This window comes from Janthinobacterium sp. 75, from assembly GCF_004365495.1.
Lineage (GTDB): Bacteria > Pseudomonadota > Gammaproteobacteria > Burkholderiales > Burkholderiaceae_D > Janthinobacterium.
This window is the reverse complement of the sequence record NZ_SORD01000001.1, coordinates 3692793-3713856: the sequence shown is the minus strand read 5'-3', so window position 1 is coordinate 3713856 and position 21064 is coordinate 3692793. Positions and strand designations below refer to the sequence as shown.

18 protein-coding genes are annotated in these 21064 nt (G+C 61.7%); 6 read left to right on the top strand and 12 right to left on the bottom strand.

Going from position 1 to position 21064, the window contains the following annotated elements:
- Nucleotides 1-11: 11 nt before the first annotated feature.
- The 7 genes from ldcA to queE form a co-directional block, all read right to left on the bottom strand.
- Nucleotides 12-929, bottom strand: a complete 918-nt coding sequence (gene ldcA / locus C8C89_RS16910) for a muramoyltetrapeptide carboxypeptidase (RefSeq protein ID WP_101481442.1) — start codon at nucleotides 927-929, stop codon at nucleotides 12-14.
- Between the two features lie 42 nt (nucleotides 930-971).
- Nucleotides 972-1889 (bottom strand): alpha/beta hydrolase, encoded by a 918-nt coding sequence (locus C8C89_RS16905; RefSeq protein WP_133991225.1) that lies wholly within the window; start codon nucleotides 1887-1889, stop codon nucleotides 972-974.
- A 162-nt stretch (nucleotides 1890-2051) separates the two neighbouring features.
- Complete coding sequence (locus C8C89_RS16900; protein WP_133991223.1) at nucleotides 2052-3209, bottom strand: ChuX/HutX family heme-like substrate-binding protein; 1158 nt, start codon at nucleotides 3207-3209, stop codon at nucleotides 2052-2054.
- 61 nt (nucleotides 3210-3270) lie between these two features.
- The gene (locus C8C89_RS16895; RefSeq protein ID WP_133991221.1) at nucleotides 3271-5634 is read right to left on the bottom strand and encodes a TonB-dependent hemoglobin/transferrin/lactoferrin family receptor; all 2364 of its coding nucleotides are present in this window, start codon (nucleotides 5632-5634) and stop codon (nucleotides 3271-3273) included.
- Between the two features lie 233 nt (nucleotides 5635-5867).
- Nucleotides 5868-6377, bottom strand: a complete 510-nt coding sequence (tadA, locus tag C8C89_RS16890; RefSeq protein ID WP_133991219.1) for a tRNA adenosine(34) deaminase TadA — start codon at nucleotides 6375-6377, stop codon at nucleotides 5868-5870.
- Complete coding sequence (gene queD, locus C8C89_RS16885; protein WP_035819191.1) at nucleotides 6370-6816, bottom strand: 6-carboxytetrahydropterin synthase QueD; 447 nt, start codon at nucleotides 6814-6816, stop codon at nucleotides 6370-6372. Before queD ends, tadA begins: the two co-directional genes overlap by 8 nt.
- A gap of 8 nt (nucleotides 6817-6824) precedes the next feature.
- Nucleotides 6825-7460 carry a 7-carboxy-7-deazaguanine synthase gene (gene queE, locus C8C89_RS16880; RefSeq protein WP_133991217.1) on the bottom strand — a complete coding sequence of 212 codons (636 nt, stop codon included), beginning with the start codon at nucleotides 7458-7460 and terminating at the stop codon, nucleotides 6825-6827.
- 288 nt (nucleotides 7461-7748) lie between these two features.
- Between queE and C8C89_RS16875 the strand changes: the two genes are divergently transcribed.
- The 4 genes from C8C89_RS16875 (at nucleotide 7749) to C8C89_RS16860 (ending at nucleotide 16240) form a co-directional block, all read left to right on the top strand.
- Entirely contained in the window at nucleotides 7749-8639 is an 891-nt protein-coding gene (locus tag C8C89_RS16875) for a sensor histidine kinase (protein WP_133991215.1), read from the top strand.
- Nucleotides 8640-8729: 90 nt separating this feature from the next.
- On the top strand, nucleotides 8730-9716 hold the full coding sequence (locus C8C89_RS16870) for a diguanylate cyclase (protein ID WP_243858050.1): 987 nt from the start codon (nucleotides 8730-8732) through the stop codon (nucleotides 9714-9716).
- A gap of 153 nt (nucleotides 9717-9869) precedes the next feature.
- Nucleotides 9870-12746, top strand: a complete 2877-nt coding sequence (locus C8C89_RS16865) for a pitrilysin family protein (protein ID WP_133991213.1) — start codon at nucleotides 9870-9872, stop codon at nucleotides 12744-12746.
- A gap of 659 nt (nucleotides 12747-13405) precedes the next feature.
- Nucleotides 13406-16240, top strand: a complete 2835-nt coding sequence (locus C8C89_RS16860; protein WP_166674774.1) for a TonB-dependent receptor — start codon at nucleotides 13406-13408, stop codon at nucleotides 16238-16240.
- Between the two features lie 52 nt (nucleotides 16241-16292).
- On the opposite strand, the gene C8C89_RS27535 is transcribed toward C8C89_RS16860, so the two are convergent.
- Genes C8C89_RS27535 through C8C89_RS27030 form a run of 3 tightly spaced genes read right to left on the bottom strand, consistent with a single transcriptional unit; the run spans nucleotide 16293 to nucleotide 16725 of the window.
- A complete protein-coding gene (locus C8C89_RS27535) occupies nucleotides 16293-16415 on the bottom strand; it encodes a hypothetical protein (RefSeq protein WP_279587395.1) in 123 nt (40 codons plus the stop codon).
- Nucleotides 16393-16539: a hypothetical protein gene (locus C8C89_RS27385; RefSeq protein ID WP_243858049.1), complete on the bottom strand. Its 147-nt coding sequence runs from the start codon at nucleotides 16537-16539 to the stop codon at nucleotides 16393-16395. Before C8C89_RS27385 ends, C8C89_RS27535 begins: the two co-directional genes overlap by 23 nt.
- Before the next feature lie 21 nt (nucleotides 16540-16560).
- Nucleotides 16561-16725: a hypothetical protein gene (locus C8C89_RS27030; protein ID WP_166674773.1), complete on the bottom strand. Its 165-nt coding sequence runs from the start codon at nucleotides 16723-16725 to the stop codon at nucleotides 16561-16563.
- Nucleotides 16726-16828: 103 nt separating this feature from the next.
- Here C8C89_RS27030 and C8C89_RS16850 point away from each other — a divergent pair, with 103 nt between their 5' ends.
- Nucleotides 16829-19171, top strand: a complete 2343-nt coding sequence (locus C8C89_RS16850) for a M20/M25/M40 family metallo-hydrolase (protein ID WP_133991212.1) — start codon at nucleotides 16829-16831, stop codon at nucleotides 19169-19171.
- A gap of 15 nt (nucleotides 19172-19186) precedes the next feature.
- Here C8C89_RS16850 and C8C89_RS16845 read toward each other — a convergent pair whose 3' ends face one another.
- A complete protein-coding gene (locus C8C89_RS16845) occupies nucleotides 19187-19441 on the bottom strand; it encodes a hypothetical protein (RefSeq protein ID WP_101481450.1) in 255 nt (84 codons plus the stop codon).
- A 20-nt stretch (nucleotides 19442-19461) separates the two neighbouring features.
- Complete coding sequence (locus tag C8C89_RS16840; RefSeq protein ID WP_133991210.1) at nucleotides 19462-20247, bottom strand: DNA/RNA non-specific endonuclease; 786 nt, start codon at nucleotides 20245-20247, stop codon at nucleotides 19462-19464.
- A 239-nt stretch (nucleotides 20248-20486) separates the two neighbouring features.
- Here C8C89_RS16840 and C8C89_RS16835 point away from each other — a divergent pair, with 239 nt between their 5' ends.
- Complete coding sequence (locus C8C89_RS16835; RefSeq protein ID WP_133991208.1) at nucleotides 20487-21014, top strand: SRPBCC family protein; 528 nt, start codon at nucleotides 20487-20489, stop codon at nucleotides 21012-21014.
- Nucleotides 21015-21064 lie beyond the last annotated feature (50 nt).

Below are 21064 nucleotides of genomic sequence, written 5' to 3'. Positions count from 1 at the left end.
GCTGAGGGCGTTCAGAGGCGCGCCAAGGTGGGGTAATCGGTCACCGTCAGGCTGAAACCGGACGCATCCGACTGCAGCCGCGCGTGGCCACCGAACGGCAAGGTGACGCGGCGGCGGATGTGGCCGAATTCGAGTCCCGTCAGCACCGGCACGGGCAGACGCTCGCGCACGTAGGCCAGCATGGCGTCGAAATCGTAGCCCTTATCCATGGGGCTCAGTTTATAGGCGGAAAAATCACCGAGCACGATCGCATGCTGGCGCTGGAGCACGCCCGCGTGCAGCAATTGCAACAGCATGCGCTCGACCCGGTACGGGTGTTCGTTGACGTCTTCCAGGAACAGGATGCCGCCGTCGATCTCCGGGAAATACGGCGTGCCCAGCAAATGCACCAGCATGGCCAGGTTGCCGCCCCACAACTTGCCTTGCAGCTCGACCTGCGGATTGCCCGCCGCCGTGCCCGTGATCGTATGCGTGGGGCCGGCCAGGCACGACCACAGTTGATCGAGCGTAAATTGCTCTGGCTCGTCGCGGGTAAAATCGTCGCAGAGCATGGGGCCGGCGAAGCTGGCACGGCCCGTCCTGGCCAATAAGCCCATATGGAAAGCCGTGAAGTCGCTGTAGCCGACAAACAGCTTGCCACTGGCGGCCATGGCGCTAAAGTCGATGTCGGGCAGGATGCGGCTGATACCGTAACTGCCGCGCAACGCGATCACCACCTGCACGTCCGGGTCCGCGGCCGCCGCGTTCAGCTGCGCCAGGCGGCCCGCATCTGTGCCACCGAAGCGCTGGAATGTGTGTTCGGGGTCGTAGTAACTGTGGACGGTGGCCCCTTGTGCCTGCAAGCGGGCGATGCCGCGCGCCACGGCCGCTTCATCGGGCGCGCAACCGCCCGGCGCCACAATGGCGATGCCAATCTCAGGTGTCTTCAAAATATATCGGGCTAATCAAATGGTGGGCGCGCCTGCTTGCTTTCAAGCTGGCTGGGAGCGCATCTGGGGCGCCATCTTACCTTGCAGATGCACATCGATCAAGGCGAGCAGGCGCTCGATCAGCTGGGGCGGCATATCGTGCCCCATGCCCTCGATCACTTCCAGCCGGGCGCCCGGGATCAGCGCCGCCGTATCGATGCCGCAGGCGACGGGTATCAATGGGTCGGCCGCGCCATGGATCACCAGCGCCGGACAGCTGATGCTCGGCAGCAAGGCCGTGCGTTCGCCCGAAGCGGCAATCGCCACCATCTGTCGCGCCACGCCTTCCGGGCAACTGCCCCGCTGCAGCGCCGCTTCGATGCGCTGGTACAGCAGTTTTTCCGAGACGGGATAGGCGGGACTGCCGATGACGCGCACGGTGGCGGCCATGTGCGCCATCAATTCGGCGCGGCTGGCATTGCGCTTCGGACGTTGCAACAAGGCGTTGCGCGCCGCCCGCGTGGGGCCGGGCAAGCCGCGCCGGCCGCTGCTCGACATGATGGAGGTCAGGCTCAGCACCTGCTGCGGCGCGCGCGCCGCCATCACTTGCGCGATCATGCCTCCCATCGAGACACCAATCACGTGTGCCTGGGCAATACGCAGGGCCGCCAGCAAGCCCAGCGCATCGTCCGCCATGTCGTCGAGGGTGTAGGAAGTTTTCAGGGGCCAGCCGATGAGGTTTTTCACGTAGGCGAGCGGCAGATACGGCTTGCCTCCCAGCGCCATCTTGCTCGACAGGCCGCTGTCGCGGTTGTCGAAACGCAGCACCCGAAACCCTTGCTCGACGATGCCTTCGACGAAGTCCGCCGGCCAGGCGATCAGTTGCATGCCCAGGCCCATGACCAGCAGCACGCACGGATCGTCCGGGTTGCCGTGGCTTTCATACGCTATGCTGAGGCCGTTCGCCATGATGGTTGCCATGATTGCCTCTCTTCAGGAACCAGCACGCAGGCACGATCGCTGCGGCCTTGGACTCAGCATACCACTATTGTGATCTTGCCATCGTGACTCATGCGGAAGTCGAACTGAAGTGTTGCCGCGCCGGTACGCAGGGCGGCAACGGTGCAGTCTCAACGGTGCTGCTTACTTGGCTTTTGGCAAGGAATCGGCCAGATCCACCCACGTTTGCGGCTGCGGCTTGCCCCGCTCGCGCACGCCGAAGAAGGAGACCACTTGCGTGCCGTCGTTGTCGAAGAATTCGACGGAAGTAACGCCGCCACGCTTGACGACCCAGCCGCTGCGCAGGGCCGTGTCGCGGATGTGCAGGTTGAAATCCGGGTCCAGTACATTGAAGAAGCCGCCAGCGGCCATGGTTTTCTCGATCTTGCCGCTGTAGATCTGCGTCAAGCCTTCATTGCCCAGGAACACCATGATGGCGACCTTGTCCTTGGCCGCGTTTTCCAGCAGAGTGCGCAGCGCTTGCGGCGTCACGCGCTCGACCACGCCGGCCGGTGCCAGGCGCAGCGCCTGTTCGCGCGTCAAATGGAATTCACGCATGATTTGCGCAAACTGGTGCACGTCCGTCATGTCTTTCCAGGCCAGCTGGAATTCCTTGACGTCGATCTCGGCATCGGGCTTTTCCGCCGCTTTCGGCGCCACGGCCAGCACGTTCAATTCCCCGCTTTGCTGGGGCATGCGGAAATTTGCCACCAGCTTGTCGTAGACGGCCACGCCCGTGTCACTGCGCACATAAATCTTGTGCACGGCCGTGCCGTTGGCGTCAAAAAATTGCAGGCTGCGCGTGGGCTTGCCGTCGCGGCCCGCTTGCTCCACGGCAAATGCATATTTCCAGTGTTCAAAGTGGAAACGCAGGTCGATCTGACCACCCAGGTAGCCGCCCGCGATATTGCGCTGGCGCGCTTCCGTTTCCGGGTCCTGCTTGGCATCGGCCTGTTCCGACTTGTCGCCCGCCTGCTTGAACTTGCTGGCGACGCCCGTCGTTTCGATGACGCCGTTTTCATTGCGCGTGATCGCTTGCACGAGGCCCAGGTCCAGCGCGGCGCGCATGATTTCGCGCGGCTGGTTGCCATCGGCCTGCAGGCGCGTGACGCCTTTGCCGATGTTGGTTGCCAGCAATTGCGCTTCCGATACGCCCAGCGCACGGGCCGCATCGCGGATCTGCAGCTTCGGCTGCTCCGTGCGCAAGGTGGACCAGCGTTCCGCCAGGGTCGCTGGGGCCGCGGTTGCGTTTGCAATCAGCAGGCTGCCTAGCAGGGAAAGAACGAGTTTGGATAACTTCATAGTGAGACCATTCAATCAAACATGGAAAAAAGAGGGGCAAGCACCCCTCCCCCGGTAAAAATCAGAAATTGACGCTGAGGTTGGCGGCGACGTTGCGGCCAGGCTTGGCGTAGCGCTCGATCTCGGCGCGGCTGGCGGCCGTGGTGCCGGCGGACAGGCTGCGCGCAGCGGCGTAATCCCAGTACTTGCGATCCGTCAAGTTGTACACGCCAACGACGATCTTCGCGTTCTTGTGCACGTTCCAGTAAGTCGACAAGTCGAAGATGGTGTACGACGGCACGGTGAAACGCGGCGCGGTCGTGCCCGCCAGCAAGTCATTCGGCGCCTGTTTTGCGCCCGCATGCACGGCCGTCAGGGCCAGGCCGAACAGCTCGTTCGCATGGTCGTAGCCGAAGGTCAAGGCCGACTTGGCCGGCGCAACCGAGGCCAGGCCGCCGCTGTCGCCCGTCAGGGTATTGAAGGAGCGGCCCTTGGCCACGCCCGTGCCCAGGTCGACGTGGTAACCCTGCATGGCTGGCGCCCAGGCGCCCAGCTCCGCGCGCAAGGTCAGCTCGGCGCCCCAGGTGCGCGCATTGCCGATGTTTTCAGGGCGGAACAGGCCCTGGGTGATGGTGGGATAGTTGACCGGGTCATCTTCCTGCATCACATACTCGATCATGTTTTTGTATTCCGTCTGGTAGACGGAGGCGTGCATGCTCAAGCCCTTGACGACGTCGCCCTTCAAGCCCAGTTCATAGGCCTGGCTGGTTTCCTTGCGCAAATTCGCATTGCCCAGCACGGCATAACCCTTGCCCGTGCCCGTATAGCTGATGGAATCATAGGTACCCGTGCGTTCGGCCGCCGTCGGCAGGCGCGTGCCGCGCGTCATGGTGGCGTAGGCATTCATTTGCGGCAAGACTTCCACGGACAGGCTCAGGCTGGGCGTGAAATAGGTGTCGCTCTGCTTGCGCACTTCCTTGGCGGCGCCCGGTACACCGATGGCGTAGCGTTGCAGGTTTTTCGGTGCGTCCTTGCGGTAGTCGGCACGCAAGCCCGGCGTCAGCACGGCTTTCTTGCCAGCAAGATCAAAGCTGAGGTCGTCGCGCACGTACAGGGCCAGCTTGGTCGTGTCCATGTCGGCCATGCGGTTCTTGTTGGTGATCTGATGCTGGCCCGTGGCGATGATGAGACGGTCTTCACGCCACGGACGGCCCGTTTTCAGCTGTTCCAGCTGCACGCCGTACAGCAGCGCGTTGTCCGCATTGAGCTGCTTGAACGCTTCGGACGTGACGCCGATGCTGTCGTTCTTGAAGCTGGTGTCGATCGAGCGCTGCGCCGGGCTGCCAAAGGTGTAGACGCCTTGCGTCTTGTCATCGGTTTTCGCATTCTGCAGATACACTTTCGACGTCAGGCGGTCGAACAGGGCGAAATCCTTGAGCGCCACGTCGTGGCCCAGGCTGACGCGCGTGCGCCTGGTGGTGGAATCCTGCTGCACGCCTGTCGGATAATACGTGCTGACCTTGCTGCGTAGATCGCGCTTGTTCTTGCGCTCGAACATGTCGACCGTCAAGTCGAGCTTTTGTTCACCCGGCAAGGTCCACACGAGCTTGGACAGCAAGGCGTTCGAATGCCAGTCGTCGGGATTAGGTGGCGTGGTGCCGCGGCTGTCCGTCTGCTCGCCGTCACGGTGCACATACACGGCCAGGCCTTGCAGCTTGTCGCCGATCCTGGCGGCGCCCGTCAGGGTGTGCGCATTGCTGTGGTCGGCCGTGGCGCGGCCGTATTTATAGGAGACATAATGATCCTGCCCCTCGCCCAGGTAATCCTCGGGCGACTTGGTGATGAAGGCCACGCCGCCGCCCAGGCCCGGATTGGCGCCGCTGGCGGCCGTCGTGCCCGAATCGATGCGCACTTCGCGGAACGTTTCCGGGTCAAAATAATCACGGCCCGTGGCGAAGGCGTTGAGGGTGTTGCCGTCCGGCTTGGGCGCCGCGTCGGGCAGCGCAATGCCATCGAGCTCCAGGCTGACCCGATTGCCTTCCAGGCCGCGAATGTTGTAACCGGTATTACCCGAACCATCCCACACGCTGCCGCTGCCCGAGGCGGCCGCTGGCGCGGTAATCAAAGGCAGGTAGCGCACGATGCCGCCCATTTCCGTGACATTGCGGCGCTCCAGGTCGTCCGCCGTGACGAGCGTCCTGGTACCGGCGCGGCGTTCATAGTCCTGCTTGGCATTCACGACGATTTCCGGGAAGACAGGCAGCTTGGCCGGTTCCTGCGCCGCCGTGCCCGCGTTGATGGCGGCGTTTTGCGCAGCGACGGGCAGCAGGGGCGCGGCAAACAAGCCCAGCAAGGCGGCACGCAGCACCAGGTTGTGGCGACGGTTTGGCAGGTAAACTGGGGGTACGACGGGTGCAGCGGTGCGCTGCAAAGGCACTGTAGTCATGATGATCCGGTCTAAGAGTAAAGGCTGGCTCTTGAACCCAGATCGATAACGATGCGCAAGGGAAGTTTGCTGGCGAAAACAATAGTGTAACACGAATCATTCTCATTTGAGAACGATGTGGACATAAATAGATGTTACTGCGCAACAGTTGTAAAAAATGCCAGCCGGAGTGGCTGGCAAGGCATGGCTCATTACCAGCAAGGCCGTGGCGGCCCTGCCCTGTCAGGGCATGCTCAGGCCGGCGGATTGGCCAGCTTGCGCGCTTCCGCCTGCGCGCGGCGGCGCTCGGCAAAGAAACGCTTGAGGAAGGCGCCGCACTCGTCGGCCAGCACGCCCCCTTCGATCGCCGTCTGGTGGTTCAGCGCCGGCTGCTCGAACAGGTTCAGCACGGAACCGCAGGCGCCCGTCTTCGGGTCGCCCGCGCCGTACACCACGCGTGCCAGGCGCGCATGCAGCATGGCGCCCGAGCACATCACGCACGGCTCCAGGGTCACATACAGTTCGCAGCCGGGCAGCCGGTAGTTGCCCAGTTTTTCGGCAGCGGCGCGCAGCGCCATCACTTCCGCGTGCGCCGTGGGGTCGTGGCGGCCGATGGGCTGGTTGTAGCCGACGGCGATGACTTCCCCATCCTTGACGACAACGGCGCCGACGGGCACTTCGCCCAGGTTCCACGCGTGCTGGGCCTGCTCCAGGGCCAGCTGCATGTAGCGCGCGTCCTGCGCGCTAGCGTGCGTTTCAGTCATCGGTCACTTCTGCCCAGCAATTTGGCGTTTCATGCAGCACCAGTTTATGCAGGTGCAAGCCCGTGCCGAAATGGTCGGTAAACGCCGCTTTCAGGATCTCGAAGGCGATGCGGGCCAGGTTTTCCACTGTGGGGATGCGGTCGATGACGACGGTTTTATGGTCAGGCAGGCTGGCCAGGAAGTCGCGCACTGCCGTATCCTTTTCATAGACGAGGAAGGCGTGATCCCACACATCGACCAGATGCTGCTTGGCGAGGGTTTTCACGTCGGAAAAGTCCATGATCATGCCATTGTCGGAATTGCCTTCCGCTTCGATGACCTTGCCGACCAGGGTGATTTCCACCGTGTAGCGGTGGCCGTGCAGGTTGCGGCACTGGCTTTTATGGTCGGGAATGCGGTGGCCCGCGTCGAATTCGAGCTTGCGTGTGATAGTCAGCATAGGTGTTGTTAAGGTATTTGCAGGAGTTTATGGGTTTGCAGGCTCAGCTTCCATTTCGGGTTGCTTTTGCACGTCTCGATGGCCAGCTGCATGTTGTGCGCGGCCAGGGGGCCGTCCATCGCTTGCACGAAGAAGTTCTCGAAGTCGAGCCCTTCGTAGGCGGCCAGGTCTTGCTGGAACTGGGGAATGACGACCTTGATTTCATTGCCTTTGTGCACGACCAGGGTGGAGCCCATCTTCGGGCTGACACAGATCCAGTCCACGCCGGCCGGCACGGGCAAGGTGCCGTTGGTTTCGATGGCGATCGTAAAGCCGACCGCATGCATGGCGTCGATCAGGGCCGTGTCCAGTTGCAGCAGCGGTTCGCCGCCCGTAAACACCACGTATTTGCTCGGTGCGTAGCTGGCCGGCCACAGGCTGTTGATCAGCGCGGCCAGTTCCTCGGGCGTCTTGAATTTGCCGCCCAGTTCGCCGTCCGTGCCGACGAAATCCGTGTCGCAGAACTGGCACACGGCCGTGGCGCGGTCGCTTTCGCGGCCCGTCCACAGATTGCAGCCGGAAAAGCGGCAAAACACGGCCGGACGGCCCGCGTGTGCACCTTCGCCCTGCAGGGTGTAAAAAATCTCTTTGATGCTATAAGTCACTGTATTTCCTAAGAGCTGGCTGGCGTCCTCGCGCAGGGCGTACGCAGCGATGCCGGCGCACAGCGCCGTCACCGCAAAAGCCGATTGACAACCCTCTATTATATGCCGCCACGACACTTCCCGTGCAAATGCCTTGGCCGCCACCTGACGCTGCGACACCAAAGGGCAAGAAAGCTCCAGCGGCAGACCTACCTGCGCAGCTTTTGCGCTTAGACAATACAAATAGCCCAAAGATAATATATTTTCTGTAATAACATTGCCTGATGAGAACATTTTGGGAGCGAGTAAATGATGCAACGCTGGTTACTCCTGCCGTACCGCCTGAGCATCCTGGCCTGTCTGGCGGCCGGCGCACTCGCTACCCTGCACACCGTGCCGATGCTGCAGACAGACACGCCCGCCACCTTGATGGCGGCATGTGATGCCCTGCTGGGTGCGCTGACCCTGCTGCTGTGGCGCCAGCACCGCCTGGCGCTGCGCCTGCAGGTGCAGGAACAGCTGCGTGCGCACGCCGAGCAGACGCGCCTGAGCAGTGAGCAGTACAAGGCCCGCGAACAGGAACGCCTGCGCATCGGGCGCGACATCCACGACGACCTGGGCCAGCATCTGCTGACCCTGAAAATCGACCTGTCCATGCTGCAGGCCAACACGCATGGCGCGACGCCCCAGCTGACACGACACCTGGCCGTGATGGCGCGCAATGTCGACCTCAGTATTGCGGCGCTGCGCCGCGTCATCCACGACCTGCGCCCGCCCGCCCTCGATGCTGGCCTGCAAGCGGCGTGCGACGGCTTGCTGGTGGACTTTCAGCGCAGCACGGGCATAGACTGCAGCTGCGATTACCGGCTCGACGCCGCCGCCGGCTGCGCGCACGGCCCCTTGCTGTACCACGCGCTGCAGGAAGCGCTGGCCAATATCGCCCGCCATGCGCGCGCCACGCATGTTCAGCTGCGCCTGCAGCAAGCAGGCGCCACCCTGACTTGCCGCATCCGCGACGACGGCGTCGGGCTGTCAGGCTCGCCGCCACGCCTTGGTCGCGGCCTGTCCGGCATGCATGAACGCGTGGCCGCCGCTGGCGGCAGCCTGCACATCGACAGCCACAGCGGCGCCGGAACCACCTTGCACCTGTCGCTGCCCCTGCCAAGCTGCTGTCAGGACGAAGCGATGCTGCATCGCTGAAAATATTGCTCATGATCAACACCGTCTTTTCTTCACGCTGCAACATGGCCTAAGAGCCCACCCCCATTCACGCCCAAGAAGGATGCATACATGCCGGATAGCCATGCACAAGCCAGCGCATTGCCCTGCGAAGTAGCTCAGGGTTTCGCCGTCAAGATGATGGAATTGCTGGTGGTGCCCACCTTTGTCCTCGATGTGCACGGGCGGGTGATGATCTGGAACCGCGCCTGCGAGCAGCTGACGGGCGCGCCGGCGGCCGAAGTGCTGGGCATGCGTGAGCCGGGCCGCTGCTTTTACAATGACGAGCGCCCCACGCTGGCCGACCTGCTGCTGGCCGGGCGCGGCGCCGACATGCGCGCCCTGCATCTCCAGCAGCAATACCGCAGCAGCACGGGCAGCAATCTGTGCGCGGAAAACTGGTGCGACATGCCGCGCACGGGGCGCCGCCGCTACCTGGCCGTCGATGCCAGCCCCATCTACGGCAATGGCGACGAACTGATCGCCGTGGTCGAAACCCTGCGCGACATGACCGATGAAAAGCGCGCGCAGGTGGAGCTGGAACGCCTGGCCACGCGCGACGGCTTGACGGGCCTGGCAAACCGGCGCTGCTTCGATGACACCATCCTGGCCGAATGGCAGCGCGCCCGGCGCCAAGGCCAGCCCCTGTCGCTGCTGATGGTCGATGTCGACAACTTCAAGGAATACAACGACAGCCACGGCCACCAGGGTGGCGACCTGTGCCTTCGCAAGGTGGCCGGCGCCGTGGCCAGCGAGATGCGTACAAACGACCTCGTGGCCCGCTATGGCGGCGAAGAATTTGCCGTCATCCTGCCGAACCAGTCGCTCAAGGGCGCGGCCATCGTGGCCGAACGCATCCGCCAGCGCGTGGAGCGGCTGCAACTGCCGCGCAAGCGTCCCGACGGCGCCTGCGTCACCGTCAGCATCGGCGCCGCCACGGCCCTGCCCGGCCCCGGCACGGAACTGGGGCAGCTGATCCACACGGCAGACTGCGCCCTGTACCGCGCCAAGCACCTGGGCCGCAACCGCATCAGCCTGCCGGCAACGACGCCCCCGTAAGCACCCGCCCCAGCGGCAGGCCTTGCCAGTTCCTGGCGCAGCGTTGACGGGCCAGCCCTGACCTGCCAAAACACTTGCCCCTATGCACGGCGGCATGAATATTCTATGCTGCGGCGTTGCACTTTCCACATTCCAAAAAAAGAAGGAGCCTTCGTGTCAAGAATCATGCCCACTTTATTACCTGCTTTCGCCCTGGCCCTGTCGGCCATGGCCTCGTCGAACCTGGGCGCCGCGCCTGTGAAGCCGACCGCCGCCCACGGCGCTACCGCCAGCAAGGCCGATTTGCTGCCATTCAAGGCGACGGAAAAGACCCTGTCCAACGGCTTGAAAATCATCATCGTGCCGACCGGTTTCCCCAACCTGGTCTCCTTGCAAATTCCCGTGCAGACGGGTTCGCGCAATGAAGTCGAGCCGGGCAAGTCCGGCTTCGCCCATTTTTTTGAACACATGATGTTCCGCGGCACCAAGGCCTATCCGCCCGAGAAATACCAGGAAGTCATCACGCGCGCAGGCGCGCGCCAGAACGCGTATACCAGCGACGACTTGACCAATTACCACACCACGTTTGCCAAGCAAGACCTGGAAACCGTGCTGAAGGTGGAGGCGGACCGCTTCCAGCACCTCGAGTACGCGGAAGATGCGTTCAAGACGGAATCGCGGGCCGTGCTGGGCGAATACAACAAGAACAGCGCCAATCCCGTCTCGAAACTGTTTGAAGTGATGCGCGACAGCGCCTACACGACGCATACCTACAAGCACACGACGATGGGTTTTATCCAGGATATCGAAGACATGCCGAACCAGTACGCATATTCGAAGGTCTTCTTTGACCGCTGGTACCGTCCCGAGCGCACCACCATCATCATCGCCGGCGACGTGGAGCCGCAGCAAGCCATCGCGCTGGTGGAAAAATACTGGAGCGGCTGGCAGCGCGGCAAACAGCAGGCGGCCGTGCCCGTGGAGCCCAAGCCGCACGGGCCCGTCTACAAGCATGTGGCCTGGCCTACGCCGACCCTGCCGTGGGTAGCCGTGGGCTTCCACGCGCCCGCGTTTTCCGTGAAGGACAAGGACCAGGCGGCGCTGGCGACCCTGCTGTCGCTGTCGTTCGGCCGAACCTCGCCGCTGTATAAACGCCTGGTGCAGAATGAACAGAAAGTCGACCAATTGTTCGACATGACGCCGGACCGTGTCGACCCGACCCTGGCCGTGCTGGGCGCGCGGGTGAAAAACATCGATGACGCCGTCTACGTGCGCGACGCCATCCTGGCCACCGTGGCGCAGCTGCGCGACACGCTAGTGAGCGAAAAAGACCTGGCGGATGCCAAGTCAGCCGAAAAATATGGTCTGATCCGCACCTTGGACAATACCGAGCAGATCGCCGGCACCCTGGCTTCCTTCGTGCATTTCGACCGCTCGTATGCCACCCTGAACCAGTACTACCGCCTGATCGATACGCTCACGCCGGCCGACCTCCAGGCGGCCGCGCGCAAATACCTGACGGATGACGGCCTGGTGGTGACGACCCTATCGCACCAGCCGATGGCGGCCGTGATCGCCACCACGCCGAAGCTGGCCAGCCTGCTGCCGGCCGCCTCGAACGCCAAGTTCGACGTGCTGGTGCAAAAGTCGGCTCTGCCGCAAATCCGCTACAAGCTGCTGTTTACGGCCGGTTCCGCGCAAGACCCCAAAGGCAAGGAAGGCCTGGCCGCGCTGACGGCCGCCATGGTGGCGTCCGGTGGCTCGTCCGAACGCAAGATCGACGAAGTCAACCAGGCCCTGTTCCCGCTCGCCGGCAGCTTCAGCCAGCAGACGGACAAGGAAATGACGACGTTTACGGGCTCCATCCACAGGGATAACTGGACGCAGTTCAACGCCATCGCCCTGCCACTGCTGCTCTCGCCCGGTTTCCGCGAGGATGACTTCCGCCGTCTGAAGGATGCGCAAAAGAACGCGCTGTTGCTGGACCTGAAGGACAATAACGAAGAAGAGTTCGCCAAGGAGCGCCTGCAAACCAATGTGTATGCGGGTACGCCGTATGGCCACCCGGTGCTGGGCACGGTGGCAGGCATCGACGCCATCACCCTGGACGATGTGAAACAGTTCTGGAAGAGCGCGTATGCGCAGGGCGCCGTCAAGGTGGGCATTTCCGGCGATGTGTCCGACGCCATGACGGCCTCGCTGACGCGGGCGCTGGCAAGCTTGCCGGCCGGCCCCGGCTTGCCAGCCACCGCAAAACCCGCGGGCCGCAAGGCACAGGGACTGGAAGTGGAAATCATCGAAAAGAACACGCGCGCCACGGCCATCTCCTTCGGACTGCCGCTCGACGTGACCCGCACGCACCCGGACTTCCCCGCCCTGTGGCTGGCGAAGACCTGGCTGGGCGAGCACCGCGCCTCGAATTCCTATCTGTACCAGCGCATCCGGGAAATTCGCGGCATGAACTATGGCGATTACGCGTACATCGAAGCCTTCCCGCGTGGCATGTACCAGTTCTTCCCGAACCCGAACCTGGGCCGCAAGGCGCAGCTGTTCGAAATCTGGATACGCCCCGTGGCGCCGGACAACGCCCACTTCGCCCTGCGCGTGGCCCTGACGGAATTGGGCAAGCTCATCGACAACGGCTTGACGCAGGACGATTTCGCCACCACGCGCGACTACCTGATGAAAAACGTGTTCGTCATGACGTCGACGCAAGACCAGCAACTGGGCTATGCGCTCGATTCGCAATGGTATGGCACGCCGGAGTTCACCAAGCTGATGCGTGATGGCTTGACGAAACTGACGCTGGCCGATGTCAACCGCGCCATCAAACAGCATCTGTCGGCGAAGAACCTGTCCGTGGTGATCGTCGCCAAGGATGCGGCCGGCCTGAAGGAAAAACTCGTCAGCGACGCGTTTTCTCCCATCAAGTACGACGGCAACAAGCCGCAGGCTCTGCTCGATGAAGACAAGGTCATCGGCGCGATGAAGCTGAACATCAAGCCGGAAGCGGTCACCGTGACGCCAACTGCACAGGCGTTCGCCAGGTAACCGCGACAGAAAAATAACGCACAAAGTAAATGCAGTCATGGCCGCCAGCATAAAGCTGGCGGCTTTTTTTATGCACGAAAATGGCGCACCGCAGCATCCATTGGCGATTATTTGCCGATATTACCTCGCCTAGCCGGGTGCGTCATAGAGCTTCCGTCGCCGCACCAGAACGGTGCATTTGCAACATATTACAAATGTAAAAATTTGCAACTTGAATGGACATCCGCAAAACAGGAAAAAAATATTTTCAAGCGGGAATAATTTAAATTAATCCTTAAAAATCAATAACTTAAAAAGTTAATGGTGCATTTATGACATTGCTACTTTTGTAATTTCTGGATATTTCCTAGCATAAAATCTTTTACCTGCCATCAATTTTTTACCGAATATGTAAGCATAAAAATAATCTAGATAAACTGTTGTGTCAACGTGACAATGTTGAAAAAAAGCATGGCGCAACTTTTCCGAAAATGTTTTGATAAAGGTCTAGGCAATACTGTTTATACGGTTTTGCAACAAAAATCGCTCAAGCGATCCACTAGACCGGGAAAGTCGCGCATCGCACAACGATGCCCGACCATGTGTTCAGCAGTTGAAATTCGATGGAGAATATTTTGCTTAAAAAAATAGTCTTAAAACAAAGTGTGATCGCAGTCGCCTTGACCTTATCTTCCTCGCAATTAGTCTACGCGCAGCTGGCACCACAGGAGCCGGCGCTGCAAAAAATTCTCATTACAGGTTCGAACCTGAAGCGCGCCGACAAGGAAGGCACTTCCCCTGTCGATGTGATTACCGCCAAGGATATCAAGGACAGCGGCGCATCGACCGTTGCCGAACTGATGAAACTGGTGCCATCCATGGGCACCGACACCAATCAGGACCAGCTCGGCGGTTCCGGCTTTGCCAAGGGCGTCGCCACCGCCTCGCTGCGCGGACTGGGTTCAAGCTCCACCCTGATCCTGCTGAACGGACGGCGCATGACGCCATCGGCCTACGCCGACCCGAACAACGGCAACTCCACCCTGTATGACTTGAACAGCATCCCGCTGTCCGCCCTGGACCGCGTCGAGATCCTGAAAGACGGCGCTTCGGCCGTCTACGGCTCGGATGCCATCGGCGGCGTCATCAACTTCATCACCAAATCGAATTATCGTGGCGGCCAGATCGCTGGCAATGCTGGCACCAACGACGATGACCGGTTCCGCCGCAAGAATGTGAGTGGTTTCTTCGGCACGGGCGACCTGGACACCGACGGCTACAATATCTTCGCCGCCGTCGACTTTTCCGAGCGCGACCGCGTGGCACGCCGCGATGCAAAGGACATCGCTTATTCAACCTACCAGGACTTGAACGGCCGCTTCCGCTCCAACTACTCGAGTTCCATCTCGAAATACGCAACGGTCTACCGCGAATCGTCGCCAGGCTCGCGCAACTTCGGCGTGACGCAAGCGAACGCGCCACAGCGCGTGACGTTCAATCTGGGCTGCGACCCGTCGGAACGCATTACGGGGGGCACCAAGGATGGCTTGCTGCCAACGAGCATCCTCATTGGCCGCACTTTCTGCAACTATGATGCAGATAAATTCCTGGAAAGCCAGGGCGACGGCCGCGATGCCAGCGTGTTGAGCCGCGGAACCCTGAAGATCAGCAACGCCGTCACCGGCTACGCCGAAGCGGCCTACACCCGCTCCGTGCGCTCGTACACGCTAGCACCGATCACCCTGGGCACGACCTCCGTCACCAACTACATGGCGACGGGTTTGGCCGATCCATTCCAGGCCATCCTGCCGATTGGTCATCCGGACAACCCGCTGACGAATGCCCGCGCCTCGGTCGCCTACCGCTTTGAAAACCTGCGCGGCGGCTCGGAGACGACCAACCAGAACACGCGCCTGCTGACTGGCCTGCAAGGCGATCACTTCGGCTGGAGCTGGGACACCGGCCTGCTGTGGAACCGCTCCAAGCGCGATGAAACAACATATGGCCGCCTGTACCTGCCAACCTTGCGCAAGCTCAATACCGGTACCTCGCTGGCACAGCTGGCTGCCGATCCGACCATCGGCTACGACCCGCAAAGCGTAGGCATAGCGGAAATCTTCCAACTCGACGGCAAGGCCAGCACGGAATTTGGCAAGCTGGGTGGCGGGGCCATGGGCCTGGCAGTCGGTTTCGAACTGCGCCGTGAAAAAATCCGTATCGATCCGGACGCAGCAGTCGCCGCCGGCCAGATCTACGGACAGTCCAATACCATTATCGACGGCCAGCGCGACGTCAAGTCGGCCTTCGTCGAACTGCGCACGCCATTCACCAAGAGCTTCGAGATGGACTTTGCCGGCCGCGTAGACAAATATCCTGGCATCAAAACCAACTTTGTGCCGAAAGTGGGCGCCAAGTGGACCGCCACGGATACGCTGGCCTTCCGCGGCACGTATGCCGAAGGTTTCCGCGCCCCGGCATTGTCACAAGTGACGCCAGGCGGTGCACAATTCTTCCTGTCCGGCGTGTGGGATCCGAAACGCTGCCAGGAAGATGAAAGCACCCCGCGTCCGGGTGGCGTGACGGCCGACTGCAGCAAATCGATCTCTGGCGTCGGCGGTGCCAATCCGGACCTGAAGCCGGAAACGTCGAAGAGCTACTCGCTGGGCCTGATCTACTCGCCGACCTCCAACATCGACTTTGTCGTTGACGTGTACCGCGTACGCAAGGAAAAAGAAGTGGCGCTGGGTACGGCTAGCGAAGCGCTGAAAAACGAAGACCGCGCGCCGGAAAACGTCCTGCGCGATCCGAATCCAGCCAACTTCATCACCGATGCGAACGGCAATCCGATTCCCGGCACGGGCACCTTGTTGTCGGTCAAGACTCCTTGGTCCAACCAGGGTTCGACCGAACTGCGTGGCGTGGACTTTGAAACGCGTCTGCGCAACAAGCTTGGTGAATGGGGTTCGCTCAGCACCGCCTTGCGCGGCACCTACGTCTACAGCTACAAGCTGGAGCAGCACGAAGGCGACACGGTCAGCAATGTGACCGGCACCCGTCCAGGTCTTTACGACTGGCAACTGTCCACCGGCACCGACATGCCGAAGGTCAAGGCTTCGCTGACCACCAACTGGACGCGTGGCGACCATAGCGTTAACGCCTCGCTGAACTTTGTTGGCAGCGTATCGCTCAAGCGTAACCGCGACGGCGCCGAGATCTACGACCAGCCTTTCTGCTACTACGGCACGAAGAAGCCAACCGATGCGGCGCCGGATCGCAATACCACGATCCCTGGCTATGAAGCGGCCTTCCCTGACTGCAAAGTCGCCAGCTGGACCACCGTGGGTCTGGGCTATACGTACACCGGCTTCAAGAACCTGAGCCTGGGCATCAACATCCAGAACTTGTTCGACAAAGCCGCACCGTACGATCCAGCGTACCCACTTGAGGGCTACAACGAAGGCTTGCATAACGCCTACGGCCGTTACTTCACCTTCAATGCGCGCTACACGTTTTAATTAACAGCACGCAAGAGACCAACGCCTCCTTCGGGAGGCGTTTTTTTTGCCACTACTCGAATGGATTGGCCACCGTCGTCACCTCGGGCGGCGGCAGCTGGTCGGTCAGCACCTGCTTTTCCAGCTGCGCCAGCACGTCGCCCAGCAGTTTTTTACAGCTGCCTGACCGTGGCAAGACCCGGTTTGTCCAGGGTCTGGTCGATGTCGCCGCTGATGCCGTCGACACGGTTTTCGATGCTCAGGCCGCCGATGTCGCGCACATCGCAGCATGGGCATACAGGACGAATTTCTTTGCTCAATGGGATTTCCTCTCAAGGGGATTATTTCGTGGGCTTGCCATGAATCTTGGGCAAACTCGGCATGTGCTGCTTTTTCTGCCGCGCCAGTGGCGGTAGCTGATGAAAAACGTCTTCGTCACGCCAGCGGCGCAGGCCGTTGCCAGGTAAGGTCGGTCTGGTATTCAGCACGGCCAAACGCGCCTTCAAGCGGCAAATCCTGGCCTTGGTCGCAAAGTGTCATCTTGGCAATCTGCTTATCCCCATAATGTTTTTCGATTCTTCCCGAGTAAAAACCTTGACAAGGATATCCATGCATCTGCTCCATCCCCAGCTTTACGCCAGTTGCATCCTCGCCGTTGCCGCGCTGCCTGGTGCCCTGTACGCCCAAACCCCGGCCCTTGCGGGGCATTGGCAATTCCGGACGGCGACGGGCACGACAACGACGAATGGCGGCGAAGTCGACCTGATCGACACGGGCATACTCGACATCACCGAAGACCAGGGTAGCTTGCGCGCGACGATATCCTGGCTCGACGAGCGGGGCCAGCTTACCTCGCCGCGCACGGTCAATGGCACGCCCGGCCCCGCCGGCACCGTCTTCAGGCATGGTGGCAAGCGGATCAGCACGGGGAGAGACGGCAAGGAGGTGAGCACCGAGGTGACGATCCGCTGGACCTTGCAGGCCAAAGGCATGGTGCTGAGCGGCGAACGCCTGGTCGAAACCGATGAGAACGAACCCAAGCCTGTGACGGGAACGCGGCTCACGGAGAGCTATGTGCCGCCGGCGCTGCCGGCCACACTGCCGGGAACTGCGGCAAGCGCCACCGCGCGCGGCCCTTCCACGCCGGCCGAACGCGCGCGCGTGGTGGAGATGGCGAAAGCGGCGCAGGACGATCCGCAGGCGCTGCAGCAGCGCGATGGCGCCTGGCTCAGCGCATGGATCGATGCCATTCCCGACCTCACGTTTGGCGCCAGCATGCCCGATGACTGGCTCAGCACCGCCCCCACGCCGGCCACGCGCGAGGCGCTGCGCTTCCAGTACCTGGCCAGCGTGATGGCCTTCCAGATCGAACACCCGGAACAGGCCCGGCAGAAAGGGGAATGCGACCTGGCGGGCATGCGGGGCGTGCTGCGCGCCTACGACACACTGCAGCGCCAGGATAGCCGCTACCGTTCCGCAAAGCTGGACGCGGCGCTGGCGGCGCGTCAGCAAGGCAGGCTGCCCGCCTTCCTGGCTACGCTGTCCGGCAGGAATGCCAGCATCAAGGCCACGCCATCACCCTCTGGCGACGCCACGGCGCGCCGGATTGTGGCGCTGGGCACCAGCGATCCGCGCGCCATGGACTGGCTCGACATCCTGAGCAACCGCTTCGGCGGCCGCATGGCTGGCAGCGATGCCTACACGCATGCGGCGCAATGGGCACACATGCAACTGCGGCAATGGGGCGTGCAGGCCGAATTGGAAGAAGCCGGCGACATGCCCGTCGGCTTCAACCGCGGCCCCTGGACGGGCAAGATGCTGGCGCCCCAGGAACAGCCCTTGCGCATGGCGACGCCCGCCTACTCGGCCGGCACGCGTGGCGTGCAGCAGGGCCTGGCCACTCTGGGACCGGCCACCCTGGAAGAGGCGCAGGAGCGCGCCGCGCAATTCAAGGGGAAATGGGTACTGATTGGCGGCGAAAGCGGCGGTGGCGGGCGCGACGGCAAGACGATCCACAAACCCAGGGCCATCACCCGGGTGTTGATGGAGGCGGGCGCCCTCGGTACCATCCAGGCTGGCGAAGAACCACTGTATGCCGCCAGCGCGGCGCCCGCCACCTGGGCGACCCTGCCCACCCTGCCCGACATCAAGCTGGCCGCGCCACAATACGCAGACATCCGCCAGCGCCTGGCGCGCGGTATGGCGGTCACCCTGGAGTTTGATATCCGCAACTGGTTCTATCCGGGGCCGGTGACGTATCACAATGTGGTCGCCCACATTCCGGGCACGGAAAAACCCGAGGAAATCGTGCTGATCGGCGCCCACCTCGACAGCTATGATGGCGGCACGGGCGCGGCCGACAATGGCGGCGGCGTGGCCACCATGCTGGAAGCGATGCGCCTGCTGGCCAAGTCCAATGCCAGGCCGCGCCGCACCATCATGCTCGTGGCCTTTGGGGCGGAAGAAATCGGCCGCAAGGGTTCGTTCGCGTTCGCCGAACGGCATGCGAGTGAATTGAAAAATATCGTCATGATGCTCAACCGCGATGGCCGGCCTGGCGCCATCGACGGCATCGCGATTCCCTCGGCCTGGAAACCCGTGTTTGGCCGGGTCGAACAGGCCCTGCAAGACGTCCATCCCCTGTTCGGCTTCGCCACGAGCGTCAATGACGTGCCGCGCGACGCCAGCAAGGCAATGAACGCGCGGGCAGGCAGCGATGACGCCGTCTTCAGCCTGCATGGCGTGCCGACGCCGAAATTTACCGTGCTCGGCGATTTCGACTATGCGCGCGTGCATCACACGGTGCTCGACACCTATGAGAGCGTGCTGCCTTTCAGCTCGGCGCAGCAATACTCCGCCATCGCCATTGCCCTGACCGCCTACGAGGTCGCGAATGCCCCGGAAGAGATCAGCCGGAAGGGCTACTATCGCGCCGCCAGTCCGGAAAAATAGGTGCCGGCCCCAACGTCACTCGAAGGGATTGGCCACCGACGTCACCTCGGGCGGCGGCAGCTGGTCAGGCAGCGCCTGCTTTTCCAGCTGCGCCACCACGTCGCCCAGCAGTTTTTGCAACTGCCTGGCCAGGGCCAGGCCAGGCTTGTCCAGGGTCAGGTCGATGTCGCCGCTGATGCTGATGCGGTCAACACGGTTTTCGATGGTCAGGCCGCCGATGTCGAGCACATCGCTTTCATTGGCATACGGGACGAATTTCTTTGCGCACATGGGATTTCCTCTCAAGGGGATTATTTCTTGGACTTGCTATTAATCTTGGGCAAACTCAGCATGCGCAGCTTTTGCTGCCGCGTCAGCGACGGTAGCAGATCGATGCCTATCCTGTCTTCCAATTGCGCAATGCTCAGCACCTCATACGCCTTGGTATCGACGTTTTCAATGAAGTAGGCGGCGCCGGCGCGCTGGCGCGGACTGTACACGGCCTTGTACAGATGGCTGGGCACGATGACTCTTCCCACCTTGCGCAAGTTCCCGCCAATAAAGGCCGGTCCCGTGATGACGTACAAATCGCCCTCCTTCTTCGCCATCTTGCGCACGGCGCCTTCGATGCCGGCCCACACGTAGCGGTTGTTGCGCGCGTCCTGCGGCACCATGTTGGCCAGGGTAAAGCTGTCGCGCTGGCTTTGGCGGTCCGGCATGTCGCCGTTCGGTGCCATATGGCCGCGGTCGAAGCCGCTGCGCGCATAATCGGCCAGTTCGGCGCGCTGGGCGGCGGGCAGCTTGCGTTCGGCATGGAAGGAATTTTCGCGCGACAAGTCCTGTGCCGCTTCCAGGTTATTCACTGTCAAGTGTTCAGCCGACCACAGGGGCGTGCGCGTAATCCCCGAATGCATCACGCCAAACACGTTGTAGCACAGTTCCTTTGTCGCCACGTCCAGCTTGGGGTTGGTAATTTCCGGCTTGCGGCCATCGACATAATGGGCAGGACAGGCATCGGCATGCGCCAGGTTCGCGGCAAAGGCGGAAGCCAGCAAGCCACACGCCAGGGTCAGCCTGGCGATCGATCGTTGAATCATATTTCCCTAATTGAAATCTTTGCAGGCCAGCATTCTAGCGGACGGCGGTCCTCACCACAAACCTGCACAAGGCAGGCGTGCGCGGGTACAGGCAGCGGCGAACGCAGGTGCAGGCGGGCGTGCATGCGGCCCTGCGCAGAGCTGGCGCAAATAAAGGCCAACAGGCTGCGCACAGCCATTCATATCTGCTAAGATTGCCTTGATTTGTTCGCATCGACCATTCAATATTTGGAGAGCATATGATCAAAAAAACCCTGCTGCTGATCGTTGTCGTCGTCGCCGCCATCCTCGGCTATGCCACCACCAAGCCCGATACCTTTAGTGTCCAGCGCGAAATCACCATCAAGGCCCCGCCCGAGAAAATCGCTGGCCTGATCACAGACTTCCATTACTGGGCCGCCTGGTCGCCGTGGGAAAAGCTCGATCCCGCCATGCGCCGTACCTTTACGGGCCCGGCCAATGGCCTGGGCGCGCAATATGCGTGGCAAGGCAACGACAAGGTGGGTGCCGGCCGCATGGAAATCACGGAAGCGGCCCAGCCCGAGCGCACCGTCATCAAGCTGGACTTCCTGAAACCGTTCGAAAGCCATAACACCACCACCTTCAGCATGACACCTGTGGGCGACGGCACCAAGGTGAACTGGACCATGACAGGCCCCAGCCCTTACGTCAGCAAGGTCATGACGGTCTTCGTCAGCATGGACAAGATGATCGGCAAGGATTTTGAAAAAGGTTTGACCAACCTGAAGGCGGCTGCGGAACAATAAGTTCAACCCTTAACCGCCGCCGACAGGGCCGCATGGCCCTGTTTTATTTT

Bases quoted from the DNA above. Each gene is read 5' to 3' on its own strand.
- C8C89_RS16870 (WP_243858050.1), top strand. From the start codon at position 8,730: ATGCCGGATAGCCATGCACAAGCCAGCGCATTGCCCTGCGAAGTAGCT.
- C8C89_RS16900 (WP_133991223.1), bottom strand. From the start codon at position 3,209: ATGAAGTTATCCAAACTCGTTCTTTCCCTGCTAGGCAGCCTGCTGATT.
- C8C89_RS16845 (WP_101481450.1), bottom strand. From the start codon at position 19,441: ATGTGCGCAAAGAAATTCGTCCCGTATGCCAATGAAAGCGATGTGCTC.
- C8C89_RS16850 (WP_133991212.1), top strand. From the start codon at position 16,829: ATGCATCTGCTCCATCCCCAGCTTTACGCCAGTTGCATCCTCGCCGTT.
- queD (WP_035819191.1), bottom strand. From the start codon at position 6,816: ATGCTGACTATCACACGCAAGCTCGAATTCGACGCGGGCCACCGCATT.
- tadA (WP_133991219.1), bottom strand. From the start codon at position 6,377: ATGACTGAAACGCACGCTAGCGCGCAGGACGCGCGCTACATGCAGCTG.
- C8C89_RS16905 (WP_133991225.1), bottom strand. From the start codon at position 1,889: ATGGCAACCATCATGGCGAACGGCCTCAGCATAGCGTATGAAAGCCAC.
- C8C89_RS16840 (WP_133991210.1), bottom strand. From the start codon at position 20,247: ATGATTCAACGATCGATCGCCAGGCTGACCCTGGCGTGTGGCTTGCTG.
- C8C89_RS16835 (WP_133991208.1), top strand. From the start codon at position 20,487: ATGATCAAAAAAACCCTGCTGCTGATCGTTGTCGTCGTCGCCGCCATC.
- C8C89_RS16875 (WP_133991215.1), top strand. From the start codon at position 7,749: ATGATGCAACGCTGGTTACTCCTGCCGTACCGCCTGAGCATCCTGGCC.
- C8C89_RS16895 (WP_133991221.1), bottom strand. From the start codon at position 5,634: ATGACTACAGTGCCTTTGCAGCGCACCGCTGCACCCGTCGTACCCCCA.